Origin of the sequence: Sphingomonas sp. Leaf62, from assembly GCF_001421915.1 — a bacterium.
Taxonomy (GTDB): Bacteria; Pseudomonadota; Alphaproteobacteria; order Sphingomonadales; family Sphingomonadaceae; genus Sphingomonas.
Genome location: NZ_LMLN01000012.1, coordinates 178,312 through 202,578, shown reverse-complemented (window position 1 = coordinate 202,578; position 24,267 = coordinate 178,312). Strand labels below are relative to the sequence as shown.

The 24,267-nt window shown below is 69.0% G+C and carries 15 protein-coding genes; 9 read left to right on the top strand and 6 right to left on the bottom strand.

The window, feature by feature from the left end; genetic code table 11:
* Positions 1 to 16 precede the first annotated feature (16 nt).
* The gene (locus tag ASE91_RS07815) at positions 17 to 964 is read right to left on the bottom strand and encodes a DnaJ C-terminal domain-containing protein (RefSeq protein WP_055996340.1); all 948 of its coding nucleotides are present in this window, start codon (positions 962 to 964) and stop codon (positions 17 to 19) included.
* A 172-nt stretch (positions 965 to 1,136) separates the two neighbouring features.
* Here ASE91_RS07815 and ASE91_RS07810 point away from each other — a divergent pair, with 172 nt between their 5' ends.
* The 3 genes from ASE91_RS07810 (at position 1,137) to ASE91_RS07800 (ending at position 3,839) form a co-directional block, all read left to right on the top strand.
* Positions 1,137 to 1,802, top strand: a complete 666-nt coding sequence (locus ASE91_RS07810) for a DUF4197 domain-containing protein (protein WP_162233636.1) — start codon at positions 1,137 to 1,139, stop codon at positions 1,800 to 1,802.
* Between the two features lie 38 nt (positions 1,803 to 1,840).
* Positions 1,841 to 3,340 carry a flavin-containing monooxygenase gene (locus ASE91_RS07805; protein ID WP_056624606.1) on the top strand — a complete coding sequence of 500 codons (1,500 nt, stop codon included), beginning with the start codon at positions 1,841 to 1,843 and terminating at the stop codon, positions 3,338 to 3,340.
* Positions 3,341 to 3,461: 121 nt separating this feature from the next.
* Entirely contained in the window at positions 3,462 to 3,839 is a 378-nt protein-coding gene (locus ASE91_RS07800) for a hypothetical protein (RefSeq protein ID WP_056624603.1), read from the top strand.
* Here the strand turns inward: ASE91_RS07800 and ASE91_RS07795 are convergent.
* Complete coding sequence (locus ASE91_RS07795; RefSeq protein ID WP_056624600.1) at positions 3,836 to 6,814, bottom strand: ligand-binding sensor domain-containing diguanylate cyclase; 2,979 nt, start codon at positions 6,812 to 6,814, stop codon at positions 3,836 to 3,838. The genes ASE91_RS07800 and ASE91_RS07795 overlap by 4 nt on opposite strands.
* 256 nt (positions 6,815 to 7,070) lie before the next feature.
* Positions 7,071 to 10,112 (bottom strand): TonB-dependent receptor plug domain-containing protein, encoded by a 3,042-nt coding sequence (locus ASE91_RS07790; protein ID WP_056624598.1) that lies wholly within the window; start codon positions 10,110 to 10,112, stop codon positions 7,071 to 7,073.
* Positions 10,113 to 10,554: 442 nt separating this feature from the next.
* Between ASE91_RS07790 and ASE91_RS07780 the strand changes: the two genes are divergently transcribed.
* From ASE91_RS07780 to ASE91_RS07755, 6 genes are all read left to right on the top strand, one after another.
* Positions 10,555 to 12,864: a penicillin acylase family protein gene (locus ASE91_RS07780; protein ID WP_056624592.1), complete on the top strand. Its 2,310-nt coding sequence runs from the start codon at positions 10,555 to 10,557 to the stop codon at positions 12,862 to 12,864.
* A complete protein-coding gene (locus ASE91_RS07775) occupies positions 12,861 to 14,450 on the top strand; it encodes an N-acyl-D-amino-acid deacylase family protein (RefSeq protein ID WP_056624589.1) in 1,590 nt (529 codons plus the stop codon). Before ASE91_RS07780 ends, ASE91_RS07775 begins: the two co-directional genes overlap by 4 nt.
* 126 nt (positions 14,451 to 14,576) lie before the next feature.
* Positions 14,577 to 15,614: an N-acetyltransferase DgcN gene (gene dgcN, locus ASE91_RS07770; RefSeq protein WP_056624587.1), complete on the top strand. Its 1,038-nt coding sequence runs from the start codon at positions 14,577 to 14,579 to the stop codon at positions 15,612 to 15,614.
* Complete coding sequence (gene dgcA / locus ASE91_RS07765) at positions 15,572 to 16,564, top strand: N-acetyl-D-Glu racemase DgcA (protein WP_056624584.1); 993 nt, start codon at positions 15,572 to 15,574, stop codon at positions 16,562 to 16,564. Before dgcN ends, dgcA begins: the two co-directional genes overlap by 43 nt.
* Positions 16,564 to 17,802, top strand: a complete 1,239-nt coding sequence (locus ASE91_RS07760; RefSeq protein ID WP_056624582.1) for a dicarboxylate/amino acid:cation symporter — start codon at positions 16,564 to 16,566, stop codon at positions 17,800 to 17,802. Before dgcA ends, ASE91_RS07760 begins: the two co-directional genes overlap by 1 nt.
* Complete coding sequence (locus ASE91_RS07755) at positions 17,799 to 18,683, top strand: LysR family transcriptional regulator (protein ID WP_056624579.1); 885 nt, start codon at positions 17,799 to 17,801, stop codon at positions 18,681 to 18,683. The genes ASE91_RS07760 and ASE91_RS07755 overlap by 4 nt, the downstream gene beginning before the upstream one ends.
* 475 nt (positions 18,684 to 19,158) lie before the next feature.
* Here ASE91_RS07755 and ASE91_RS07750 read toward each other — a convergent pair whose 3' ends face one another.
* From ASE91_RS07750 to ASE91_RS07740, 3 genes are all read right to left on the bottom strand, one after another.
* On the bottom strand, positions 19,159 to 20,172 hold the full coding sequence (locus ASE91_RS07750; RefSeq protein WP_056624576.1) for a serine hydrolase domain-containing protein: 1,014 nt from the start codon (positions 20,170 to 20,172) through the stop codon (positions 19,159 to 19,161).
* Positions 20,169 to 21,662, bottom strand: coding sequence for a hypothetical protein (locus ASE91_RS07745; protein ID WP_056624573.1), 1,494 nt, complete (start codon positions 21,660 to 21,662; stop codon positions 20,169 to 20,171). Before ASE91_RS07745 ends, ASE91_RS07750 begins: the two co-directional genes overlap by 4 nt.
* Positions 21,663 to 21,759: 97 nt before the next feature.
* Positions 21,760 to 24,252, bottom strand: a complete 2,493-nt coding sequence (locus ASE91_RS07740; RefSeq protein WP_056624569.1) for a CRISPR-associated helicase/endonuclease Cas3 — start codon at positions 24,250 to 24,252, stop codon at positions 21,760 to 21,762.
* Positions 24,253 to 24,267: the final 15 nt, after the last annotated feature.

Sequence of the window (24,267 nt, the reverse complement as noted above, 5' to 3'; positions counted from 1 at the left end):
CCGGGTCAGGACCGCATCAAACGCCGAAGCGTGCGCGCGGGTCCGTCGTCCGCCCGTCCCAATCCTCGACGAACGCCGTCAGCGCGGCGTCGTCGGCGGGCAGATCGACCATCAGCGTCACCAACTGATCGCCCCGCGTCCCGTCCTTGCGGTGGAAACCGCGCCCTTTCAGCCGCAGCGTCTTGCCCGAGGTCGCGCCCTTGGGCACGCTCAGCATCACCGCGCCCTCGACGGTCGGCACGCGCACCTTCGCCCCCAGCACCGCCTCGGCCAGATTGATCGGCAGGTCGATGCGGATATCGTCGCCGTCGCGGGTATAGAAACGATGCGGCTCGACCTCGATGGTGACGATCGCGTCGCCCGGCCCGCCCGGCCCCGGATCGCCCTTGCCGCTCAGCCGCATCTGCGTGCCGCCATCGACCCCGGCGGGAAGTTTCAGGTCGATCGTCTTGCCATCGGCCAGCGTGATCCGCTGCGGGCTGAGCGTCGCCGCATCCTCGAACGGCACTTTCAGCTTGTAGGCGACGTTGCCGCCCTTGGGCTGCGGCCGCCTGCCGAACCCGCTTGCAAAGCCGCCACCGCCGGAGGCACCCGTCCGTCCGCCGAACAGCCCTTCGAAAATATCCGAAAAGTCGCCACCCTGCGCATCGCTGCCCATGTCGAAACCGCCGCGCCCGCCCGGCCCGGCGCGAAATCCGCCGGCCCCGCCGCCGCCCGCACCATAGCCGAACGGCGACGCCGGATTGCCGTCGCCATCGATCTCCCCCCGGTCGAAGCGCGCGCGCTTGTCCTTGTCGGTCAGCAGGTCATAGGCCTGCGTGACCTTCGAAAACCGGTCGGACGCGGCTTTATTGTCCTTGTTCCGATCGGGGTGCAGCTCCTTGGCGAGCTTGCGATACGCTTTCTTGATATCCGTCTCGGTCGCGTCGCGCGCTACACCAAGCGTTGCATAGGGATCAGCCATGGTCCGGTAGCTAGGGCGCTACGCGGCGCTCGGCAATGGTCCAAACCCGCGAAACGGAAGCAAAACGACCCCCGGTTCAACGTCGGTTCACGCCGGTGGCGGCACCGGGAGCATCCGGCTGCGTTGGCAGCGCGATCTTCCCCCGGAGAACCTGCCCATGATCCATGCCCCGATGTCCCGTCGCCGCATCCTCGGTGCGACCGCGCTGATGCTGCCGGTCGCCATCCTCGGCGGCTGCGCCACCCCGCTCGGCAGCTATGGCGTCGAGGAGGGCGTGCGGCGGCTGCTGACCCTGTCGAGCCAGCGTGCGTTCGAACGGCTGATCCGGCCCGGCGGCTTCTATGACGACCAGCTGACGCGGCTGACGCTGCCGGAAACCGCCGGGCAGAACAACGTGCTGGCGGCGGTGTTGCGGACTAATGCGGTGCGCTCGCGGGTCGCACTGGCGCTGAACGATATCGCGGTCGACGCGGCCGATCGTGCGACGCCGGTGGTGCTCGATTCGATCCGCGGCCTGACGCTGGCCGATGCGGTGGCGTTGCTGCGCGGCGGACCGACCGCCGCCACCGATCTGCTCGCGCGATCGGCGCGGGGCGCGGTGATCGACGCGATGTTCCCCGAATTTTCGCGCGGCCTTCGCTCCGATACCGCCGAAATCCTGTCGGCGATCGTCGCGGCGCAGACCGGCATCGATTACGGCGCGCTGGCGCGCAGCGCCGCCGATCAGGCCGGCAACGCAATCTTCCGCGCGATCGGCCGTGAGGAAGCGGCGATCCGGGCCGATCCGCGCCGGACCGGCGATCCGGTGCTGACCGCGCTGCTGCTCGGCACGCGCTGACGCTTGGCAAGGACCGCGGGCGGGCGGATAAGCGCGCGATGACCGCGCCCGCCCCCACCCCGCCCGCCACCGAACTCGACGTCGTGATCGTCGGCGCCGGGCTGTCGGGCATCGATGCCGCCTATCACCTGCAAACGCGTTGCCCCGACGAGAGCTACGCGATCTTCGAGGCGCGGGGGGCGATCGGCGGGACATGGGACCTGTTCCGCTATCCGGGCGTGCGGTCGGATTCCGACATGCACACGCTGGGCTTTCCGTTCCGGCCATGGCGCGACCGCAAGACGATCGCCGCCGGCAACGATATCCGCGAGTATATCGAGGATACGGCGCGGATGTTCGGCATCGACCGGCATATCCGCTTCCACCACCGCATCGTCGCGGCGGACTGGTCGTCGGCGGATGCGCGCTGGACGCTGCGCTGTCAGGCGGAGGGCGGCGAGCATGTCGTCCGCTGCCGGTTCCTGTTCATGGGATCGGGCTATTACAACTATGCCGGCGGCTACGCTCCGCAGTTCGAGGGGCAGGAGACGTTCGCCGGACGGATCGTCCATCCGCAGCAATGGCCCGCCGATCTGACGGTCGCGGGCAAGCGGATCGCAGTGATCGGCAGCGGTGCCACGGCGGTAACGCTGGTGCCGGCGCTCGCCGAACAGGGCGCACAGGTGACCATGGTCCAGCGGTCGCCAAGCTATATCGTCGCGCATCCGTCGCAGGATGCGCTCGCCGACTTGCTGTATCGCTGGCTGCCGGTCGCGGCGGCGGGACGGCTGGCGCGGTGGAAGAATGTCGCGATGGGGCTGGCCGCGTTCCAGTTTTCGCGGGCCTGGCCCAAGCGGATGCGCGCGTTCATCCTGAAGGGCACGCGCGCCGCGCTGCCGCAGATGGCGGACGTCGACCGGCATTTCACCCCGAGCTACGACCCGTGGGACCAACGGCTATGCCTCGTGCCGGATGCCGATCTGTTCAGGGTGCTGAACGACGGATCGGCGGCGGTCGTCACCGATATCATCCGGCGCTTCACCCCCGAGGGGCTGGAACTGGGATCGGGTGAGCGGGTGGCGGCGGACGTGATCGTCACCGCGACGGGGCTGAAGCTCCACCTGATGGGCGGGGTCGCGATCACGGTCGACGGCGTGCCGTTCGCGGCGCAGGACCAGATGATCTATCGCGGGATGATGGTGTCGGGCGTACCCAATCTGGTGTTCGCGATGGGCTATACCAACGCATCGTGGACGTTGAAGGTCGACCTCGTCTCACGGCGCATGTGCCGGGTGCTCGACCATTTGCGGCGGCGGGGCGATGACTATTGCGTGCCCGCCGCGCCGGGCGCGGAGATCGAGCGGCGACCATTGCTCGACTTCAGTTCGGGCTATGTCCGGCGGGCGGAGGCGCGGTTGCCGGGACAGGGATCACGCAGTCCGTGGCGGTTGCGGCAGAATTACTTCCTTGATTACGCGGCGTTCCGGTTCGGGCGGCTGGACGACGGGGTGTTGCAGTTTCGGAAGGTGACGAAGGTTACACATACCGCACCCCGCTGACCCCATATTACTATTGCGAGTCGTTTGCATTTAACGCATGACTGTCCGGTCACACGATTGGAGACGGATCATGGCCCCTGCCCCATCCCCACCCCGCACCGTCGCAGCACCCGCCGGCAGCATGCGGTCGCCGATCCGTTCGGCGCTGGTCACCACGATCGCGCGCTGCTGGCGGACCGCGCGGGACGAGCGGGAGAATGCGCAGAACTGCCTGTACGCGTTGCTGCGGCCGGTCGGGCTGGACGTGCTGGCACCGGTGTTCGACAGCCTGTTCAGCATGTACGAAAGCGCGCTGGGCCGGCCGATCGCGACCGGACGGCGCGGGTCCGCATCGGCGGACGAACGGCTGGTGCTGGGGATGCTCGATGGCACGCGCCCGCGCCGCGACTGCCTGCAATGCGATGCCGGCAGGGCATCCGCGCTGGATTGCGCGATCTGTTCCACGCGGATCATGTTGACCCTTGCCATCGACGACCGGCGCCGGATGGCAGTGCTTTAGAGAACAACCCTCTGTTCGAACGCGGTCACGTCGCGGTCGTCGGCCAGTTCGATCCGGTCACGGCCGGCGCGCTTCGCCCGGTACATGGCGAGGTCGGCCCGGTGCAACACGGCGGCGGGCGGTTCGTCCCCGGTCGCCGCCGCGACCCCGCCGCTGATCGTGACGCGGATCTCCACGCCGTCCACGTCGATGACGGCGCGCGCCACCGCCTGTCGCAAGCGTTCGGTGATCGTCGCCGCATCGCCCAGACCGCTGTCGGCGAACAGGATCGCCAGTTCCTCGCCGCCATAGCGCGCGACGCAATCGACGGCGCGCACCCCGCCGGCCACGCGCGCGGCGACCGCCTGTACCACGATGTCGCCGGTGTGATGGCCATAGCCGTCGTTGACGCGTTTGAAATGATCGATGTCGAGCATCGCCACGGCATAGCCGCGCCCGCTGCGCATCGCCGTCTCGCGCGCCGCCTCCAGCCGCGCCAGCAGCGTGCGGCGGTTGGCAAGGCCGGTCAGCGGATCGGTGCTGGCCAGTTGCGACAGGGTGACGTTGGCCGATCGCAGTTCGCCGGTCCGCTGTTCGACCATCCGTTCGAGCGCGCGGGTCCGCTGGCGCAGTACCATGGTCCGCACGTGGACGATGCCGAACACGCCGGCCAGCCCGACGACCGCCATCGCCAGCCGCACGAACCATCGTTCATGCCACGCGCGCGCGACGATCAGGTCGACCGACGTCGTGACCGTGCGCGGATGCACGCCCGGAATCTGTGCCTGAAGCTGCAACACGTATTCGCCGCCGGGCAGGTTGGTATAGATTGCGGTCGCCGGCACCGGATCGGGCAGTCCGACCCAATCGGTATCGAACCCCTGCAACCGGTACCGGTAATGCACCTCCTGCGGCGCGGCATAATCGGTCAGGGCGAAGGCGACGCGCAGCGCATGGCCATCGCTGCGGATCGCCTGCTGCCCGGGAAACGGGTTGAACGGCAGGGTGCGGCCGTCCTGTTCGATATCGGTCGGGGCCAGTGTCGGCGATCGCACCGATCGCGCGGTCAGCATCCGGTCGGGCCGCAGCACCAGCAAACCGCCGGTCCCGCCGAACAGCAGGTCGCCGTCGCGCGTGATCGCGGCGACGCGCTGATTATACGTATCGGGGGGAAGACCGTCGCGCCGGCTGACCACGCGCACCCGGCGCCCCTGTGGATCGAGCACCGAGATGCCACTGGCCCCCGTCGCCCACACCCGGCCGCGCCGGTCGGGCAGGACCGCTGCGACGTTATCGCTGGCCAGTCCCTGCGCCTCGGTAATCGCGCGGAAACGCAGACCGCCCGGCGTCGCCGTGCCGCGCGCGACGCCGCCATAGGTGCCGACCCACAGCGCGCCGCCCGACTGCACGATCGAACCGGTATAGTTTTGCGGCAGGCTGGCCGGATCGGCCGGATCGTTGCGATAGACGACGAAGCGTCCGGTCGCCGGATCGAACCGGCTGAGCCCGCCGGGCGTCGCGATCCATGGCCGGCCGTCGCCCGGATCGACGATCTTGATGACTTCATTGTTGGCGATCGTGGTCGGGTCGCCATCGACATGACGATATTGGCGCAGTTGCCGGGTGCGTGCGTGCCAGACGAACAGCCCCTTGTAGGTGCCGATCAGCAGCAGGTCGCCCGATCGCGCCAGCGAGATCACCGGCAGGTCGCCGGGCAGCGGCACCGCCAGCGACCGGGGCGTCATCGTCGCCGGATCGATGGCGACGATGCCGCGCGCACCGACCAGCACCGTCCCGTCAGGCTGTTCGAGAAACGCCGTCACATCCTGTCCGGCCTGTTCGCCCGAAAGGCGCAGATGGCGGATGGTACCGGCGACACGATCGATCCGGTCGATCACCCCGTTGCTGAAGCCGGCCCAGATCCGGTCGTGGCTATCGACCATCAGCCCGCGTACGTTGCGATCGGCCAGCGACCGGCGCGGATCGGGCATGGCGTTGGTCACGGTGAAGATCGAATCGAGCGCCGGGTCGGTATGCGACGCCCCGACATCGGTCGCCGCCCACAGGCGACCGGTACGGTCGATGGTCACGTCGCGGACCGTGTCGCCGGCCAGCGAGGCGTGATTGGCGGGGATGTTGCGCACCGCGCTGACCGAGAACGGCGCACGCGTCGAGATGCGCAACAGGCCCATGCCATCGGTAGCGGCCCAGAGCGTCCCGTCCGGCCCGGTCGCAAAGGCGCGGATGGTGCGGTGACCGATCAGCGGGGCATCACCCGACAGCGCGCGCGGCCGGACGAAGCGGCCATCGGTCAGCTGTACGATGATGCCCTGCGCGCCGGTCCCGATCCACAACCGGCCGAACGGCCCGCGCTGGATCGCCCACACATCGCCGATCGTCGGGGTCGCGACGCGGGAAAAGGCGCGGTCCCGTGTCCGGCGGACGAACAGTCCCTTTTCCCCGCCGGCATGGATGGTGCCGTCGGCATCGCGAAAGACCGCCAGGGCACCGCCGGCCAGATCGCTGCCGGGTTCCGTCAGCGACACCACGCGGTTGCGCCGCGCGTCGTAGCGGAACACGCCGTGATCCGACGCGATCAGCGCCCCGCCCTGTCCATCATGGGCAAGCGCGAGGATGCGGGTGCCGATGCCGACCCCCGACGCGCCCTGCAACGCGACGAATGCGTTCGAAACGGGATCGAAGCGGACCGCACCGCCGACATTGGTGCCGACTAGCATGCCGCCATTGGGCAGTGGGAGCAGCGCACGGATATAATTGTCGGGCAGGCTGGCCCGGTCGCGCAAGACCTGTCGAAAGACCTTGAGCCGTTGGCCGTCATAGCGGGCAAGCCCGCCCCGCGTGCCGATCCACATCAGCCCGTCGCTGCCCTGCACGATCGCGGTCGTGGTGGCATGCGGTAGTCCGGCGGTCGCATCGAGCGTCAGGAACCCTGCGGTGCGCCAGCCGTCCCACGCATCCGCCGGCGCGGCCGCCATGACTGGCCGGGCCACCGCAAGGACTGCGAGAAGCAGAAGATGAACGAGAAAATGTCGCATCGAAGTTCCTGCGCGTGTCTGTATCCACGCGTGATTGCGACCTGCTTAACACGGGTACAACATTCTGGAACTTTGCGACGAACCGTTGGAACCAATCATGGCAACCGCGACGGCGCGCGACTGACGCAGCAGCGTGGCCGCCCGAGCAGGAACGCCACCCGACCGCCGCCGACACCCGGCGGTCGGGCAACGTGGTTCAGCGCGTCTGCATCCGGATACCGACGCGGAAGCGGCGACCCAGCAGGTCCGAATAGGTCGGGTTCGCCGCCAGACCGGTTTCCGGCAGCAGCAGCGGCCAGCGGTCGAACAGGTTGGTCACGTTGACGAAGAACTGCGCCCCCGCCCCGCCCCAACGGATCTTCTGGGTCAGGTTGAGATCGGCGTAGAAGGTGCCCGACACGTGGTTGTCGTCATAGGTGAAGAAATTGGCGTCGTTTGGCGGGCAGGCGGTCGAACATTCGATGCCGTTCGCGGCATAGCGTCCGGCGCTCACCCCACGACCGACCGCGGTGATCGAGAAGTCGGGCGTGTCATAGGCGGCACTGACGCGGTAGATCCATTTGGGCGTGCTCGACTGGCCGCCATTCACCCCGACCGAATTCAGCACCACCGTTCCCGGCACGCCATTGTCGAGCAGATTGTCGATATAACGTGTGGCGATACCGCGCACCGTGAAATTGCCCTCCGCCCTGGCGAACAATTCATCGAGCGCGAGGCGATAGGAAGCGTCGATATCGACGCCCTTCACCAGCTGGCTCGCGGCGTTGAACGGCTGGCTGCGGATCAGCAGATAGGGCTGCGCCGGATTCTGCGTGCGAACCGGATCGACCGAGATCGCGTCGCAGAACGATTGCTGGTCCTGCAAATAGCACAGGTCCGCGATCTGCTGCGCGCTGAAGGTCGTGATCGCCTGCTTCACGTCGATGCGGAAATAATCGACCGACAGGTTGAAGCCGGGAAGGAAACGCGGCGCGATGACGACGCCCGCGTTCCACGAATCGGCCTTTTCGGGGCCCAGCGCGCGATTGCCGGTGACGAAGCCCGAATAGCTGAACGTCGCCGGACCGTTGGCACCGTCGGCGGTGTAGATCGGGTTGCGGATCGCGTCGCTGTTGGCCGACCCGCCCTGGAACAGGTCGTTGAGGTTGGGTGCGCGGATGTCGCGCGAGCGGGTGGCGCGGAAGCGGATATCCTCGATCGGCTGCCATGTCGCGCCAGCCTTCCACGTCGTGACATAGCCGGCGGTCGAATAGCGCGTCGCGCGGGCGGCACCGTTGAATTCGAGCCCCATGCCCAGCGGGACCACCGTTTCGACATAGGCTTCCTTCACGTCATATTCGCCATTGGTCGGCAGGTAATTGCCGACCGACCAGCGGTTCGACGTGATCGGGCGGCCATTGGCGTCGGTCGAGGAAACCGGCTGGAACTCGGCCGGCACCGAGCCGCGGATCTTTTCCTTGCGATATTCCGCGCCCAGCGCGACGCTGACATCGCCCGCCCAGGTCGCGAACGGCGTGACCGAGACGTTGAAGGCGGCGTTATATTGCTCGATCAGCTCGTCGCGATACGGATTGCCGAGGATATAGGCAAAGGCGGCGGGGTTCGCGACGCCCACGCCCAGCCGGTTCAGCGGCACGCAGGCCGGGTCGTTGTTGTTCGGGTTGGCGTCGACGTTGATGAGGCACTGGATCGACCCCGCCGCATAGCCGGCGGCATTGCCAGCGGGCGCGAAGACGGCGGCGGTCGCGTTGTTCATCGCCGCGTTGTTCATGATGTTGCGCAGCTGCGAATGCTGGTCGGTGCGGCCATATTGGCCATAGAGGTTCCACGTCGCGCGCTTGCCGAACACTTCGGTCGAGCCCTCCGCCCCGATCGCGTAGCGTTGCACTTCCCGCTCGTTGTCGACGGCGCGGAACGGCAGGTCGGCGGCGGTCGTGGCCAGCGTGACGCCAGTAACGCCGGTCAGCGCCGCGCGCCCGAGCGCGTTGTAGAGGAAGGCGTTGCAGGTCAGCGGTGCTGCGGCCGACGTCGCCGCGGCACCGCAACCGGTGGCGTTGAGCGCGATGCCGGTCGACAGGTTCGGCCCGGCGTTGAAGAAGATCTTCTGCTGGTTATACGCCCCTTCCGCGAACAGCTCGACGCCGTCGGCGACTTCGTAGCTCAGCCGCCCGAACACGCCGTGGCGATCGTCGCGCGGGTCGAGGCCGATGCGGCGGCCCGAATCATTGACCTGCCACGATCCCCCCTGCGTCAGCGTCGGCGGGGCGCTGCCGGTGGGCGACGGGAAGGTGAGCGCACCATATTGGTAGCGCAGGACCTGCCCGCCATCGCCGAAATACAGGCCGCGCAGGCTGTTGGCGGTGGTGCCCGCCGACGCGGTGATCAGGCCGCCGGGCGTCGAGTTGGCGGCACCCACCTGACGACGGATCAGATAGCGCGGCGTCGTGCTGCTGGTGGTCCAGGCGGGGTCCTGGATGCGGACATAGCCGGTCGCGTTCCAGTCGCGATCGACCTGAAAGATGCCGTCGCGGTGCGCGACTTCGCCGCTGAGCAGCAGGTGCCCGCGCCCGCCACCGAACGACCAGCCGCCCGCGACGCTCATTGAATAATTGCCGCCGTCGCCCTTGTCGGTGATGCCGCTGTCGATCGCGACCTTCAGGCCGGTATAGTCCTTGTCGAGGACGTAGTTCACGACGCCCGCGACCGCGTCGGAGCCATAGGCCGACGACGCGCCGCCGGTGACGACCTCGACGCTCTTCACCAGCGCCTGCGGGATGGTGTTGACGTCGACCAGTCCGGTCACGGTCGAGCCGACGGAACGGCGACCGTCGAGCAGCACCAGCGTCCGCTCCGACCCCAGATTGCGCAGGTTCATGGTGTTGATGCCCGCCTGCCCGCTCGACAGGTTGAGCCGCGAGTTGGCGGGCGTGAAACCACCCGCCAGCGCCGGCAGCTGGTTCACGAAATCGGCGATGTTGTTCGACGGCGAACCGTTCTGGATGTCCTGCTGCGTCAGCACGGTCAGCGGCGTCGGTGCCTGAAACCCGTCGCGGACGACGCGCGATCCGGTGACCAGAATGTCGGGACCGCCATCGGCCTGCGGTCCGGAAGGGGCCTGCTCGACCGCGACCGGATCGGCGCTTTGGGCAAAGGCCGGCACGGCGACGCACAGCGCGACGAGGCTGGAGGCGCGGGCAAGGGCAGGCAGGTACCGCCGAAAGTGCATCGAAGTCGTCATAATGGCCCCCTATGGCCCCGGTTCGGGCCGATATATTGACATTGCGCTTTCCTGCGGCATCCGCCGATCCGGTCGTTCGCGCGCCGGTCGTGTCGGACAGCGGCGAAGCTGCGCGTCGGCAGGGATGCGCGTCAAGCGAGACGTGATGCTATCGTTTCGGCAGGGCATAGACGGGTGTTATGGTTTGGTGACCGGCTTCGTCGTCGTCACCCCGGGCATGACCGAGACTTCAGCGAACGTCGCGCGCCAAACCAAACCGAGCCGTACCCCGGCGAAGGCCGGCGTGACGATGAAGTTGGCGGATTACGAGAGGCCAACGATGCCTCTGCCATAAACATGCCCTATGGCGCGGACAGTGGTTGTCATACCCGGTCGCCGGTACGCTGACATAGGATCGGCCCGTCGCCGTCGGACGAGGGACGGCACAACGCAAGGGACGCCGATGATGCACCGCCGAGCCTTTCTGACCGGATCGGCCGCCGCACTGGCGCTGACCCCGTTCGCGCTGGAGGCACGCGGCTTCCCGCCGCGAGGCGACACGCTCACCGCACCGGTCGAGATCGTCGACGACGTGCATGGCGTGCCGCATATCCGCGCCGCGACGATCCCTGACGCCTTCTACGGACAGGGCTATGTCGTCGCGCGCGACCGGTTGTTCCAGATCGATCTGGCGCATCGCCGTGAACTGGGCCGACTGGCCGAGGCGTTCGGCGAGGATTTCGCGAAGCACGACGCGACCGCGCGACTGTTCCACTATCGCGGCGACCTGCATGCCGAACTGCGCCGCGTGCCCGGCGACGTCCTGGCCTGCGCCCGCGCCTATATTGCCGGGATCAACGCCCGCATCGACGAGGTGCTGGCCGATCGCACGCTGCTGCCGCAGGAATATGCGATCCTCGGCGTGGCCCCGATCAAATGGGCGATCGAGGATATGGTGCTGGCGCGCGGCAGCGCGATCGGCAACGCCGATGACGAGGTCCGCCGCGCGCAGCTGGCGGCGATCGGGATGCTCGACCTCGACGCGATCGTCGCGCCGTTGCGCCCGGCGTGGCGGATGACCGTCCCCGCCGGGCTGGACGTGACCGCCGTGTCGCCCGCCGATCTCGGCGTGTTGCGACAGGGCGGCCTGCCCTTCGGTCCCGATACCCCGGTGCGCGAACCGGCGGAGGGACCAGCCGAGCGCGCAAATGCCGGCAGCAACGCATGGACCGTGGCGGGCAGCCGTACCGCGACCGGACGGCCGATCCTCGCCAACGATCCGCATCTGGGCATTGGCGGGTTCGGCCCGCGCCATGTCGTGCATCTGAGCGCGCCGGGACTGGACGTGATCGGCGGTGGCGCGCCCGGCCTGCCGGGAATCATGCAAGGCCATACCGATCGCTTCGCGTTCGGCCGGACCAATTTCCATATCGACCAGCAGGACCTGTTCATCCTCGACCTCGATCCCGCCGATCCCGAACGCTACCGCCATGGCGGCGGCTGGAAAAGGTTCGAGCGGGTCGAGGTGGCGATCCCGGTCAAGGGCAGCGCACCCTATGTCGCGACGCTGCGCTATTCGGTGCAGGGACCGGTGGTGATGCACGATCCGGGCAAGCGGCGGGCGAGCGTGCTGGCGTCGATCGCGATGTTGCCGGGCGGGGGCGGATCGTTCGCGATGATCGCGATCAACCTTGCCCGCGACTGGGCATCGCTGCGCAAGGCGTTCCGGCTGCATCCGTCGCCGACCAATTTCCACTATGCCGATATCGACGGCAATACCGGGTGGCAGGTGATCGGCTTCGCGCCGGTCCGCAAACAGGGCGACGGCCTGCTGCCGGTGCCGGGCGACGGGCGGTTCGACTGGACCGGCATGACCGATTTCACCGCGCTACCCAACGAATATAATCCGAAGAAGGGCTGGTTCGCATCGGCCAACCAGAACAACCTGCCCACCGACTGGCCGCGAGACCGCATCCCCGCCTTCTCGTTCCGCGCGCCCTATCGCTACGAACGGATCGCCGACGTGCTGGCCCGCCAGCCAAGGCACAGCATCGCCGACAGCGTAACGCTGCAATTCGACACGCTGTCGACCCCCGCGCGACAACTGGTGGCGTTGCTGCCCGCCAGCCCCTCGCCCGCCGGCGACATACTGCGCCGCTGGGACGGGCGGCTGGCGGCGGACAGCGGTCCGGCGGCGTTGTTCGAAATCCTGTGGCGCGACCTGTCGCAACGGATGCTGGCGGCGATCGTCCCCACCCGGGCCAAGGCGCTGGTGCCCGAGATCGATCCATCGGTGCTTCTGGACTTGCTGCCCCGGCATCCGGCGATCGTGCGCGATGCGCTGGCGTCGTCGTGGGAGACGGCGCAGGGCCTGCTCGGTCCCGATCCGGCAGCGTGGCGCTGGGGGCGGCTGCATCAGGTGCGGATCGCGCATCCATTGTCGCGCATCCCGGCGATCGCCGCCGCCTTTCCCCCGATCGAGGGCAGCGGATCGGGCGGCGACAGCTTCACGGTCATGGCGCGCTGGCTGGGCGACGGCCCCGGCTGGCGGGTCGGCGGCGGGGCGAGCTATATGCAGGTCATCGATGTCGGTGCGTGGGACAATTCGCTGTTCCTCAACCTGCCCGGCCAGTCGAACGATCCGCGCTCGCCTTATTATCGCGACCAGTATCGCCCATGGATCGAAGGGCGGATGCTGCCGCTGCTGTTCAGTCGTGCCGCGATCGATGGCAAGGTCGCGCGGCGGATGACGTTGAAGGGGAAGAACCGATGACCCGCCTGCCGCCGATCGCGCTGTGCGCGCTGCTGATCGGGGCCGCGCCGGCGCCCGGCGTCGATGTCGTGATCCGGGGCGGCACTATCTACGACGGTGGCGAGGGCCAGCCGATCACCGGCGATGTCGAGATCAGGGGCGACCGCATCGTCTATGTCGGGCGGTCACGCGGCACGCGGGCGGCGCAGATCGTCGATGCGCGCGGGGCGATCGTCGCGCCGGGCTTCATCGACGCGCATACCCATCCCGACAGCTATATCCGCTCCCCCGACGCCACCGCGCGGCTTAACCTGCCGTGGCTGGCGCAGGGGGTGTCGACGATCGTGATCGGCGTCGACGGATACGGCACCCCCGACGTCGCGGAGGATGCCGCCGCGCTGACCAAGGCGGGCATCGGCACCAACGTCGCGCCGTTCGTCGGCTTCGGCGCGGTGCGCGGACGCGTGCTGGGACAGGACGACCGCGCCCCCTCGCCCGCCGAACTGGCACAGGAAAAGGCGCTGGTGGCAAAGGCGATGTGCGCAGGCGCGTACGGCCTGTCGACCGGGCTGTTCTATGCTCCGCAAAGCTTCGCCAAGACCGACGAAGTGGTCGCGGTCGCGCGCGAGGCGGCGATCCGGGGCGGCATGTACGACACGCACCAGCGCGACGAATCCAACTATACGATCGGCCTGCTCAATTCGACGAAGGAAGCGATCGAGATCGGGCGGCAGGCGGGGATGCCGGTCCATTTCGCGCATCTCAAAGCCCTCGGCGTCGACGTGCAGGGCGAAGCACCCGAGCTGATCGCGGTGATCGAGGCGGCGCGCAACGCCGGGCAGAACGTCACCGCCGATCAATATCCGTGGCTGGCATCGGGGTCGAGCGTCGACGCCTCGCTCGTCCCCCGCTGGGCCAATGACGGCGGCTATCCCAGGCTGATCGCGCGGTTCGACGATCCGGCGACGCTGGCGAAGATCAAGATCGAGATGGCCGAAAATCTGCGCCGGCGCGGCGGCAAGGAATCGCTGCTGCTGACCAGCGCGGACATGCCATGGACCGGCAAGACGCTGGGGCAGATGGCGGCGCTGTGGGGCATCGATCCCGTAGACGCCGCGATCCGCATCCTGCGCGTGGCCGATGAGACCGGAAAGGAACCCGCCGGCGTCTCGGTCGCCAGCTTCAACATGATCGACGCCGATGTCGACCGGATCATGCGCCAGCCATGGGTAGTGACCAGTTCGGACGGATCGAACGGCCATCCCCGCCAGTACGCGACCTTTCCCCGCAAATATCAGGTCTATGTCCGCGAGCGGAAGGTGCTGACGCTAGGCCAGTTCATCCGCCAGTCGACCGGTGCCACCGCCGACATGTACCGGATGGCGGGGCGCGGGTATCTGAAGCCCGGTCGCTATGCCGATGTCGTGGTGTTCGATCCCGCAGGCTACGCGCCACGCGCCGATTACGTGAACCCGCGGGTGCCGAGCGTCGGGGTCAAGGCGTTGTTCGTGAACGGGCGGATGGCGTTGAAGGACGGGGCGACCACCGGTGCCGCGCCGGGACGGGTGCTGCTGCGCCCGACGCCCGCGCACTGTCCGGCGACCTGACTCCCCTCGCTTCCGGCGAGGGGAAAGCTCACCATAGCTTCCATCTATAGGTCGACATTTTCGCGCGATACGGCGATCCGCCCGCCCCGGCCCTATCCCATCGTTCCGACAGTCAGCAGGTGCGCGATGATCCCCGGACCCTTTCTCCTCTATCTCGGCCATTCCGACGACGCGGTCGGCATCAAGACGTCGCGGGGCGTCGCGGCGTTCCGGCCGGACGATTGCGTCGGGGAATGGCGGCATGACGATTGCCCGCTGACGCTGGGCCTGCCGCGCATGGATGCGGCGCAGGGGCGCGCAGCCGGGGCGAATACGCTGATCCTCGGCATTGCCAATGCCGGCGGGACGATGGGCGACGCGCTGATCGAGGACGCGCTGGCGGCGATCGCGGTGGGCATGAACATCGCCTCCGGCCTGCACCAGCGGCTGCGCGACGTGCCGGAGATCGTGGGCGCCGCGCGGCAAGCCGGCGTGCAGCTGTTCGACGTGCGCGATCCGCCCGCCAACCTGCCGGTCGGCAATGGCAGGCGCCGCGCGGGCAACCGGTTGCTGACCGTCGGGACCGATTGTTCGGTCGGCAAGATGTACACGACGCTGGCGTTGCGTAATGCGATGGTCGCGCGCGGGATCAGCGCCGATTTCCGAGCGACCGGACAGACCGGAATCCTGATCGCCGGTTCGGGCGTACCGGTCGATGCGGTGGTCGCCGACTTCATCTCGGGCGCGATCGAGACGATCACCCCGGCGCGGGGCGATGAGGGCTGGGATCTGATCGAGGGGCAGGGATCGCTGTTCCACCCGTCCTTTGCCGGGGTGTCGACCGGGCTGCTCCACGGCGCACAGCCGCGCGCGCTGGTGCTGTGCCATGATCCGTCGCGCGACCACATGCGCGGCCTGCCGCATTACGCGCTGCCCGACCTCGCCACCTGCCTCGCCGCCAACCTGTCGGTCGCGCGGTTGACCAGTCCCGATGTGCAGGCGGTCGGCATCGCGCTCAACACCGCGAAGCTGGGCGAGGACGAAGCGCGCGCGCTGTGCGCCGAAACCGGCGCGGCGCTCGGTCTGCCGTGCACCGACCCCTATCGCTTCGGCGCGGACCCGATCATCGACTGGATGCAGACATGCTTCGACATCTCGACCTCGCCCATGACCGTTTCGGCCTGAGCACCCCGTTCCGCATCTCGCGCGGGGTCAAGACGGCGGCCGATGTCGTCACGGTGACGGTACGGCAGGGCGAAGCGGTCGGGCGCGGGGAGGCGGTTCCCTATGCCCGCTACGGCGAGACCATCGACGACACCCTCGCTGCGATCCGCACGATCGGATCGCACATCGCCGCCGGAGCGACCCGTGCCGACCTTGCCGCGCTGCTCCCCGCCGGCGCGGCGCGCAACGCGGTCGACTGTGCGCTGTGGGATCTCGAAGCGCGCCTCGCCGGGACCAGCGTCGCTACGCTGGCCGGGATCGCCGAGCCGGTCGCGCTGCCGTCGACGATCACCATCGGCCTCGACCATCCCGACGCGATGGCACGCGCGGCGGCGAAGGTTGCGCACGTCCCGCTGCTCAAGATCAAGGTCGACCGCACCGACCCCGCCGCGCAGATCGCCGCCGTCCGTGCGGCTGCACCCGATCCCCGGCTGATCGTCGACCCCAATGAGAGCTGGACGATCGACACGCTGGAAGCACTCCGCCCCCGTCTCGCCGAATGGCGCATCGACCTGCTCGAACAGCCGCTGCCGGCGGGCGAGGACGGCGCGCTGGCCGGGTTCGACAGCCGGGTCCCGGTCTGCGCCGACGAAGCGTTGCACACCGCCGCCGATCTCGACGCACTCGCCCGCCGCTACGCCGTGGTCAACATCAAGCTCGACAAGACCGGCGGCTTGACCGAAGCACTGGCGCTGGCGAACGCGGCACGCGCAAAGGGGTTCGGGTTGATGGTCGGGTGCATGGTCTGTTCGTCGCTGGGGATCGCCCCCGCGATGCTGCTCGGGGCACAGGCCGCGTTCGTCGATCTCGACGGGCCGCTCTGGCTCAGCGAAGACCGCCCCGGCGGCGTCACCGATCGCGGCGGCATGTTGGCACCGCCCGCCCCCGGCTTCTGGGGCAACCCCGCCTGATGCGCGGCTGGTTCGCGATTCCGTTGTGGAAGCGCGTCGTCGGCGCGCTCCTGCTCGGCATCGCGATCGGGTTGCTGTGGCCGCAGGGCGCGGCGGCGATCAAGATCATCGGCGACCTGTTCGTCCGCCTCATCAAGATGCTGGTCGTGCCGGTGGTGCTCATCACCATCGCCGCCGGCATCGCATCGCTCGGCGATCCGCGCCGGCTGGGCGGGATCGGCGGGCGGACGGTCGCGCTGTTCGCCTTCACCACCCTGCTCGCGGTATCGATCGGCATGGGCTTCGGCCTGTTGCTGCAGCCGGGCGACGGCATCGTGCTGGCCGGGGTCGCGCCGCATGTGCCGGGACCGGCGGTGACCCCCGCCGACCAGCTGCTCGGCATCGTGCCGGTCAACATCGTCGATGCGCTGGCCAAGGGCGACATGCTTGCCATCATCTTCGTCGCGGTCCTGCTCGGCATCGCCAGCGTCGTGTCGGGCGAAGCGGGCAAGCCGGTCGTGACACTGTTGCAGGGGCTGGCCGCCGTCCTTCTCCACCTCGTCCGCATCGTCATGGAGGTGACGCCGTTCGGGGTGCTCGCGCTGATCGCCAACGCCGTCGCGGCCAACGGCATGGCGGTGTTCGTCCATGTCGGCTGGCTGGCGCTGTGCGTGATCCTCGCCTCATGCACGCAGATGCTGGTCCATGCCGGGCTGCTGCGCTTCGTCGCGCGGTTGCCGGTGGCGCGCTTCTTTCGCGGAATCGTCGATGCGCTGGTCGTCGCCTTCTCGACCGCCTCCTCCTCGGCGACACTCCCGGTCGCGTTGCGCGTGGCGCAGGACCATCTCGGCATCGCCCGCCCGATCGCCTCGACCGTGCTGCCGCTGGGGGCGAGCATCGGCAAGGACGGGACGGCGATGTATGTCGGGCTGCTTGGCCAGTTCGCGTTGCAGGCGCTGGGCATCGTCCCCGACGCATGGATGCTGGGCGTCATGCTGCTGACCGGTGCGCTCGCCGCGTTCGGTACCGCCCCGGTACCGTCCGCCTCGCTGTTCATGCTGGCGGCGATGCTGGGCGCGGTCGGCGTCGGCGCGGAACAAACCGCGCTGGTCGTCGGGCTGGTGCTGCCGTTCGACCGGCTGCTCGACATGACGCGGACGGTCCCCTCGGCCAGCGCCAACCTGACCGTCGCGACGCTGGTGGCGCGCGCCGAAGACGGGCTGGACGAAGCGCGCTATCGCGGGCAGGCAGCCCCATGAACCTGCGCCACATCGAAATCTTCCACGCCGTCTACGTCAACGGATCGGTCAGCGCGGCGGCCCGCGCGCTCAACATCTCGCAGCCTTCCGTGTCGAAGACGCTGCGCCATGCCGAGACGCTGCTCGGCTTCGAGCTGTTCCAGCGGACCAACAGCCGCCTCGTGCCCACCGAGGACGCCCATGCCCTGTTCGGCGATGTGGCGGACATTCAGGAGCGGGTCCGCGCGCTGCGCGAGGCGGGCCGCAACCTGCGCAGCGGCGGCGGCGCGACGTTGCGTATTTCGGCGCTGCCCAGCCTCGCCCTCGGCGCGCTGCCGACCGCCGTCGCACGGTTCATGGCGAAGCGCCCCGACGTCCGCTTCGACTTGCAGACCGTCCATCATGACGACCTGCTGCGCAAACTCTACGAACGCGAGACCGATATCGCCATTGCCGCCGAAGTGCCGCGCGGCGCACCGCTGGGCAAGGTATGGCTCGGTGAGGGCGAACTGGTCGTGCTGTACCGCGAAGCCGACCTGCCCGACGCGCCGCCGCGCATCGATCTGCCGCAATTGGTCGGGCGGCCGTTCATCACGCTGGCCGCCAGCGGCCCGATCGGCCAGTTGTTCGCGCACGAACTCGACCGACTGGGGCTGGAACTGGACGAGATCGCCTCCGCCCGCACCTTCTACATCGCAGCCGCGCTGGTCCGGGCCGGCGTGGGGTTGAGCGTGGTCGACAATTTCACCGCCGAAGCGTCCCTCTCCGAAGGTCTCGCGATGCGGCCGTTGAAGCCGTCGCTGACCTTCGACCTCCACGCCATGCACCTGCTCGACCGCCCGCCCAGCGCACTGGCCAGCGAGTTTCTGGGCGTGTTGCGCGACGTGATCGAAGGGCCGTAAATTCCCCTCTCCCGGCGGGAGAGGGAGGGAGCGGCAAAGCCGCGGAAGGGTGAGGGTGATCCTACTTGCCGGGGAATGCAGGTCGGGAGGCAGGACCCGGGCTTCTGCGAGACCCCTGCGGAAGTACCGATTCCCGCCCCCTGCCGTACCCCCGCGCAGGCGGGGGTCCAGGGTTCCACGCACAAGCCGTTGTTTTGCTTGGCTCTGGACCCCCGCCTTCGCGGGGGTACGGCGCATTTTTGGCCAAGCTTGCGACGTTCGCAAAGGCCTCGATCAAGCCCGGGGTGACGATCAGACGGACCGGAGCGCTTTCCTACACCACCCCACCCCGCTACCGTCGCAAGGCTCATTCCCATCGCCATCCCCGTCCTTCCGCACCCCAACCCGAAACGTCACACCAAAACGCGGCAAGTGTGGCCTTTGTGACCTTTGAAACCGGCAGGACCACCCAACCGCCTGATCCCAAACGAAAAAACTAGATACCACCCACCGCATCGAACCCCGCCACCACCGCGTCCCCCGTCGCCGGCCGCAACGCGAAAATCCCGCTGTCGAAATGCCGCGTCGGATGCACCCGGTTGGTCAGCAGCGTCCATGCCACCCCACGCTCGAAATCGATCCACAGCCCGGTCCCGGTAAAGCCGGTGTGGCCGATCGTCTCCGCCGAACACGCCTGCCCCCCAGACCAGCCGGGAAAGCGGATTTCCCAGCCCGCCGTCCGATGCCCCTCGACCGGCGTCCGGATCGCATCCAGCATCGCCGCCGACGCCCCGCTCCCGTCGAGCAGCCCGAGCGCGAAATCCAGCACGCCATCGACCGTCCCGAACAGCCCGGCATGACCGGTCCGCCCGCCCATCGCCGAGCAATTCTCGTCATGCACCTCGCCGACCAGCACCCGCCCGCGCCACTGGCAATGCTCGGTCGCGACCGCCGGCCCCGGCGGCGGACCCCAACTCAGGCCAGACCCCAGCGGCAGCGCGTCCAGCCCGGCGCCGATGATCCGCTCGATGGCGATCCCCAGTAGGATGAAGTTGATGTCCGAATAGACCGGTGGTCCCTGCCGCCACGCCCGCTGCAACACGAACGCGCGCAGCCGGGCGGGATCGTCGCCATAGGTATAGATCGGCTCGACCGCCGGCAGGAAGGTACGATGGACCAGACAGTCGCGGAACGTCAGCCGCCGCTCGGCCGCGCCCGCCACGTCATATTGCCGCAGATCGGGGATCGCATCGGTCAGCGGCCGGTCGAGATCGATCCGCCCCGCCTCCGCCAGTTGCAGGACGAAGCGAGTGGTCGCGATCACCTTGCTGACCGAGGCGAGGTCGAACCAGTGCTCGCGGGTCAACGGCTGGACCGTCGGCACGCGCTGCGCCAGTCCGGCGACCCGCACCGACCGCGTACCGTCGGCGGTGACGATGCCGAGCGTCGCGCCCGGTATCCGCCCGTCCGCGACATGGGCGGCGGCGAGGGCAAAGGCGCGGTCGATCATGCGTCGTCCTTCCGCGCACGGATGCGGGTCAGCGCCGGCAGGATCGGGATCGCCGCCAGACTGAGCGCGCCCGACAACAGGAAGAACCCGTCATAGCCGATCACCCCGACCATCGACCCGCCAGCGCCCGCCAGCATCCGCGGCAACAGGAACGCGAACCCCGTCAGGAACGCATATTGCGCGCCCGGATAACGCGGGTTCACCAGCAGCGAGAGGTAGACGACGAACACCGCCCCCGCGAACCCGTTGCCGAACTGGTCCAGCCCGGTCGCGACATACAGCATCGCCTCGCTGACCTGTTGGTGCGCCAGCCAGACGAAGCCGAAATTGCCGATCGCCGCCACCACCGCGCCGACCGCCAGCGCCCATGCCATCGCCCGCCGCGTCACCATCCAGCCGCCCAGCCCAACGCCGACCATGCTCGCCACCAACGCCACCACGCCATCGGCGCGCCCGATCTGGCTGAGCGAATATCCCAGCCCCTTGATCATCGGTTTGGACAGGTTCAGCGCCAGCACGTCGCCCATCCGGTACAGCGACACGAACGCCATCAGCACGATCGCCGCCGTCTGATACCGCCAGAAGAAATCGACATACGGCCCGATCGCGGTCGAGGTCCGCGCCCGGTGCGTGGCCGGCAGCGTCCGGATCCACGGCACCGCCGCCGCCATGGCGAGGAACGGCACCATGCACAGCCCCAGCACCCATGGCGTCACGTTGCTCCTGGCGTCGATCCCGATCGATGCCGCCGCCTGCAACAGGGCATAGCCGACCGCCGCCGTCACCGCGGCGACCACGCTCAGAATCATCGCCCCGCCCAGCAACCCGGTCGCCAGCGCCACCATCCGCCCGCCTCCGCGCGCCGCATCGGGCCGCATCGCCACCAGCATCGGAAACGGCAGGAACGCCGCCACCGCGATCGCCAGATAGGCCAACGCCCAGCCGCCATGGTCGGCCAGCAACAGCGCCCCGCTGCCCGCCGCGACCATCGCGCTGCGATATCCCCACAGGTTCGCGGCGACGATCGGCCCCTGCTGGTCCTGCGTCGGGAACAGCTCGATCCGCCACGCATCCGCCGCCACCTCCAGCGTCGTGGTCCAGAAGGCGAGCAGCACCGCGAACAACGCGGTCAGCGGCAGCGACGCATCGTCCGACGTCCACGCCATCGCCGCCATCGCGGTGACGATGCCCAGCTGCGCCAGCATGATCCACCCGCGCCGTTTGCCCCAGAAGCGCGCGAACCCCGGCACGTCATAGCGGTCGAGCAGCGGCGCCCACACGAACTTCAGCGTCGGCAGCAACTGTACCCACGCAAAAAAGCCCAGCACGGTCAGCGCGACGCCATGCGCCTGCAACCGCAGCACCAGCACCGTCGAAAACATGTAGAAAGGCAACCCGGCGGCAAAGCCGAGCAGCCCGTACACCAGCATCGCCCGCCGTCCCGGCAGCGTCGGAGGGGAAGGAACCGCAGCGGCGGCGGATGCGGTCATGGCGGCTCCGGTCGTGACAAAGCGCGAACCTCAAGCGATCCGGACGCCGCGTCAACCTGCCCATGGTCGCCGGTTATACCCGCCCCCCGTTTTTGCTTCAGGCGCGGTCCAGTCCCCATTGGTCGTAGCGGAAGCGGTGCGTGCCAAGCGCAAACTGCCGTCCATCGATCCGCTCGACCTCTGCGCCACTCGCTCCTTGCGCCATCCACGCCGGGATCGCGATCCGGTCGATCGTCCCGCCGAACGCCCCGTCCAGCGGCTCGGGCAGGTCGACCAGCAGGTCGCGCGCGCCCAGCCGCGTGGCGACCGCCTCTCCCCCGTCGAACGGCGGCAATTCGGTGAACCGCTGCCGCAGGTCCAGCGCGACCTGCCCCGCCGCCTGCGCATCGACCGCCGCCCCGCCGCTGCGTTCGCTACGGTGGTTCCGCCATGCCGTACCCAGCCGCTCGGCCAGCGCATCGAGCACCACCGGATGCAGCGCGCGCTCGACCAGCAGGCGGTTGTCGCGCGGGATGACGATGGACGGCATCGCCTCCAGCAGCGCCAGCGTCGCCTCGACCGGCAGCAGGTCGGGATAGGGCGCCACCCGCTTCCCCCCGCCCAGCCCGTGCAGCGCCCGCCCTTTCAGCAGCGGCGTCAGGTCGCGATCCGCCGGCCGCAGCACGATCGCGCGCGCCTCCACGAACCCGCCCCGCGCCCGCGCCGAATGGCGGTGCAGCCGCCCGATGCGTTGCAGCAGCACGTCGATCGGGGCCAAATCGGTCATCAGCAGGTCGGCATCGATGTCGAGCGACTGTTCCAGCGTCTGCGTGCCCACCAGCACCCGGCCGCCGCCCGTCCGCTCCTTCCCGAACGCCGCCGTCACCGCATCGTCCAGCTTCCGGCGGTCCTGCGCGGCGAACCGGCCGTGATGGACCGTCGGCACGTCCGCTACCGCAAAGGCAAGGGCCTGATCCATCGCCGCCACCGCCTGCGCGACGGCGACCGCGCCGGCCACGCTGTTGCGCACCACCAGCACCGCCGCCCCGGCGCGCGCCGCCTCGACCGCCCGCATCGCGATCGCCTGCGCGTCGTCGAGAATCGGCGCCATCTGGATCGACACGCACTTGTCGCGCCCGGTGGCTCCGCAGGCAGCACGCGGCGGCACCCCGCGTCCCGACAGCGCCGGATAGGGCACCGCCTCCGCCGCTTCGGGCGACGGGCAGGGCTGGCGCAACAGCTTCGCCCGCGCCGCCGCGCCCAGCGTCGCCGACAACAGCAACGCCTGCCCGCCCGCCGCCCCATGCTGGTCGAGCAACCGGTCGAGCAGCCCGGTCATATAAGCGTCCGACGCATGGACCTCGTCGACCACCAGCAGGCTGCGCGCCAGCACGCTCGACCGGAACAACGCGTGCTTGACCGGCAGCGCCCCCAGCAGCGCCTGGTCGATCGTTCCCACCGCGACCCGCGCCGCGAGGAAGCGATTCGCGCGCTCCGCCGCCCAACGTTCCTCACCCTTGGCCCCGTCGTCCCAGCGGACCGCATAGCCCGGCAACGCCTGCCCGCTCGCATCGCCGGCCTTCAGATAGCCCGGCACCGCCAGCACCGCGCGCGGGCCGTCCGGTCCCCAGACGCGCCGGAGCATCGCATCGACCCGCGCTTGCAACTGCACCGCTGCCGACCGCGTGGGCAGCGCGAAGAACAACCCGTCGACCAACCCCTGCCGCCGCAATTCCAGCCAGCGCCACAGCGCCGCCTCGGTCTTGCCCGATCCCGTCTCCGCCTCGATCAGCGCGACCGGTCCCAGATCGCCGGCGGCGGCCTGCTGGAAATCGAACGGAGCATAGCCAAATGCGGCGACGAAATCGCCCGGCGGGGTATCGAGCGGGCGGAACCCCCGCGCCTCGGCCGCCGCCAGCGCCGCTTCCGCCCGTACCGTCACCCGCTCCGCGCCCTGCGGCCCGTCGACCGGAAAGCGCTGCGTATCCGACCCCAGCCAGTCGGCCAGCGTCGCCAGCCCGGCGAACAACGCGACGAAACGCGGGGCGGACGGCAGCCGCTCCCCCGCCCCCCACGCCAGCGGCCAGCGCGCCCGCACCGCGTCGATCAGTAGCAGGACGTCGGCGGCGGGGTCACCGTCAGGACCGGGCATCCAGTGCTTCGTGTATCCCGTCCAGTCATCGAACTTTGGATCGTCACGGAACACCGCCAGCGGCTTGCCATGATGCGCCATAACCGCCGCGAAATGCTGTTCCGCGCCCCAGTCGATTCGGATCGAATCAATCGCGACCGCCGCCGGATGCCGCCGCAGCTTCGACTGCAACAGCAGCGCCGCGACCGGCTTGGTATGGCCAATCCGCTGATCCGCCTTCGGGTCGATCCGCGCCTGAAACCCGCGATTGGCCTTGCCCAGATCGTGCAGCGCCGCCAGCGCCACCAGCCGCGCGATATCCTGATCGGTGAGCGACCGTCCCGCCGCCGCCGTCAGCGCCGGGGTCCATGCCGGCAACACCGCCGCCATCGCCGCACCCACGTCGAGGCAATGATCGACCAGCGGCAGCGCCGCAGCCACCCGGCCTTCGGCATCCTTCTTCAGCTTCGCCCAGACCATCGCCGCTCCCTGCCC

What these genes read in the sequence shown, in the direction of transcription:
- dgcN (WP_056624587.1), top strand. Translation starts at nt 14,577, where the DNA reads ATGATCCCCGGACCCTTTCTCCTCTATCTCGGCCATTCCGACGACGCG.
- ASE91_RS07780 (WP_056624592.1), top strand. Translation starts at nt 10,555, where the DNA reads ATGATGCACCGCCGAGCCTTTCTGACCGGATCGGCCGCCGCACTGGCG.
- ASE91_RS07750 (WP_056624576.1), bottom strand. Translation starts at nt 20,172, where the DNA reads ATGATCGACCGCGCCTTTGCCCTCGCCGCCGCCCATGTCGCGGACGGG.
- ASE91_RS07755 (WP_056624579.1), top strand. Translation starts at nt 17,799, where the DNA reads ATGAACCTGCGCCACATCGAAATCTTCCACGCCGTCTACGTCAACGGA.
- ASE91_RS07805 (WP_056624606.1), top strand. Translation starts at nt 1,841, where the DNA reads ATGACCGCGCCCGCCCCCACCCCGCCCGCCACCGAACTCGACGTCGTG.
- ASE91_RS07760 (WP_056624582.1), top strand. Translation starts at nt 16,564, where the DNA reads ATGCGCGGCTGGTTCGCGATTCCGTTGTGGAAGCGCGTCGTCGGCGCG.
- ASE91_RS07775 (WP_056624589.1), top strand. Translation starts at nt 12,861, where the DNA reads ATGACCCGCCTGCCGCCGATCGCGCTGTGCGCGCTGCTGATCGGGGCC.
- ASE91_RS07810 (WP_162233636.1), top strand. Translation starts at nt 1,137, where the DNA reads ATGTCCCGTCGCCGCATCCTCGGTGCGACCGCGCTGATGCTGCCGGTC.
- ASE91_RS07790 (WP_056624598.1), bottom strand. Translation starts at nt 10,112, where the DNA reads ATGACGACTTCGATGCACTTTCGGCGGTACCTGCCTGCCCTTGCCCGC.
- ASE91_RS07800 (WP_056624603.1), top strand. Translation starts at nt 3,462, where the DNA reads ATGCGGTCGCCGATCCGTTCGGCGCTGGTCACCACGATCGCGCGCTGC.
- ASE91_RS07815 (WP_055996340.1), bottom strand. Translation starts at nt 964, where the DNA reads ATGGCTGATCCCTATGCAACGCTTGGTGTAGCGCGCGACGCGACCGAG.
- ASE91_RS07795 (WP_056624600.1), bottom strand. Translation starts at nt 6,814, where the DNA reads ATGGCGGCCGCGCCGGCGGATGCGTGGGACGGCTGGCGCACCGCAGGG.
- ASE91_RS07745 (WP_056624573.1), bottom strand. Translation starts at nt 21,662, where the DNA reads ATGACCGCATCCGCCGCCGCTGCGGTTCCTTCCCCTCCGACGCTGCCG.
- ASE91_RS07740 (WP_056624569.1), bottom strand. Translation starts at nt 24,252, where the DNA reads ATGGTCTGGGCGAAGCTGAAGAAGGATGCCGAAGGCCGGGTGGCTGCG.
- dgcA (WP_056624584.1), top strand. Translation starts at nt 15,572, where the DNA reads ATGCTTCGACATCTCGACCTCGCCCATGACCGTTTCGGCCTGAGCACC.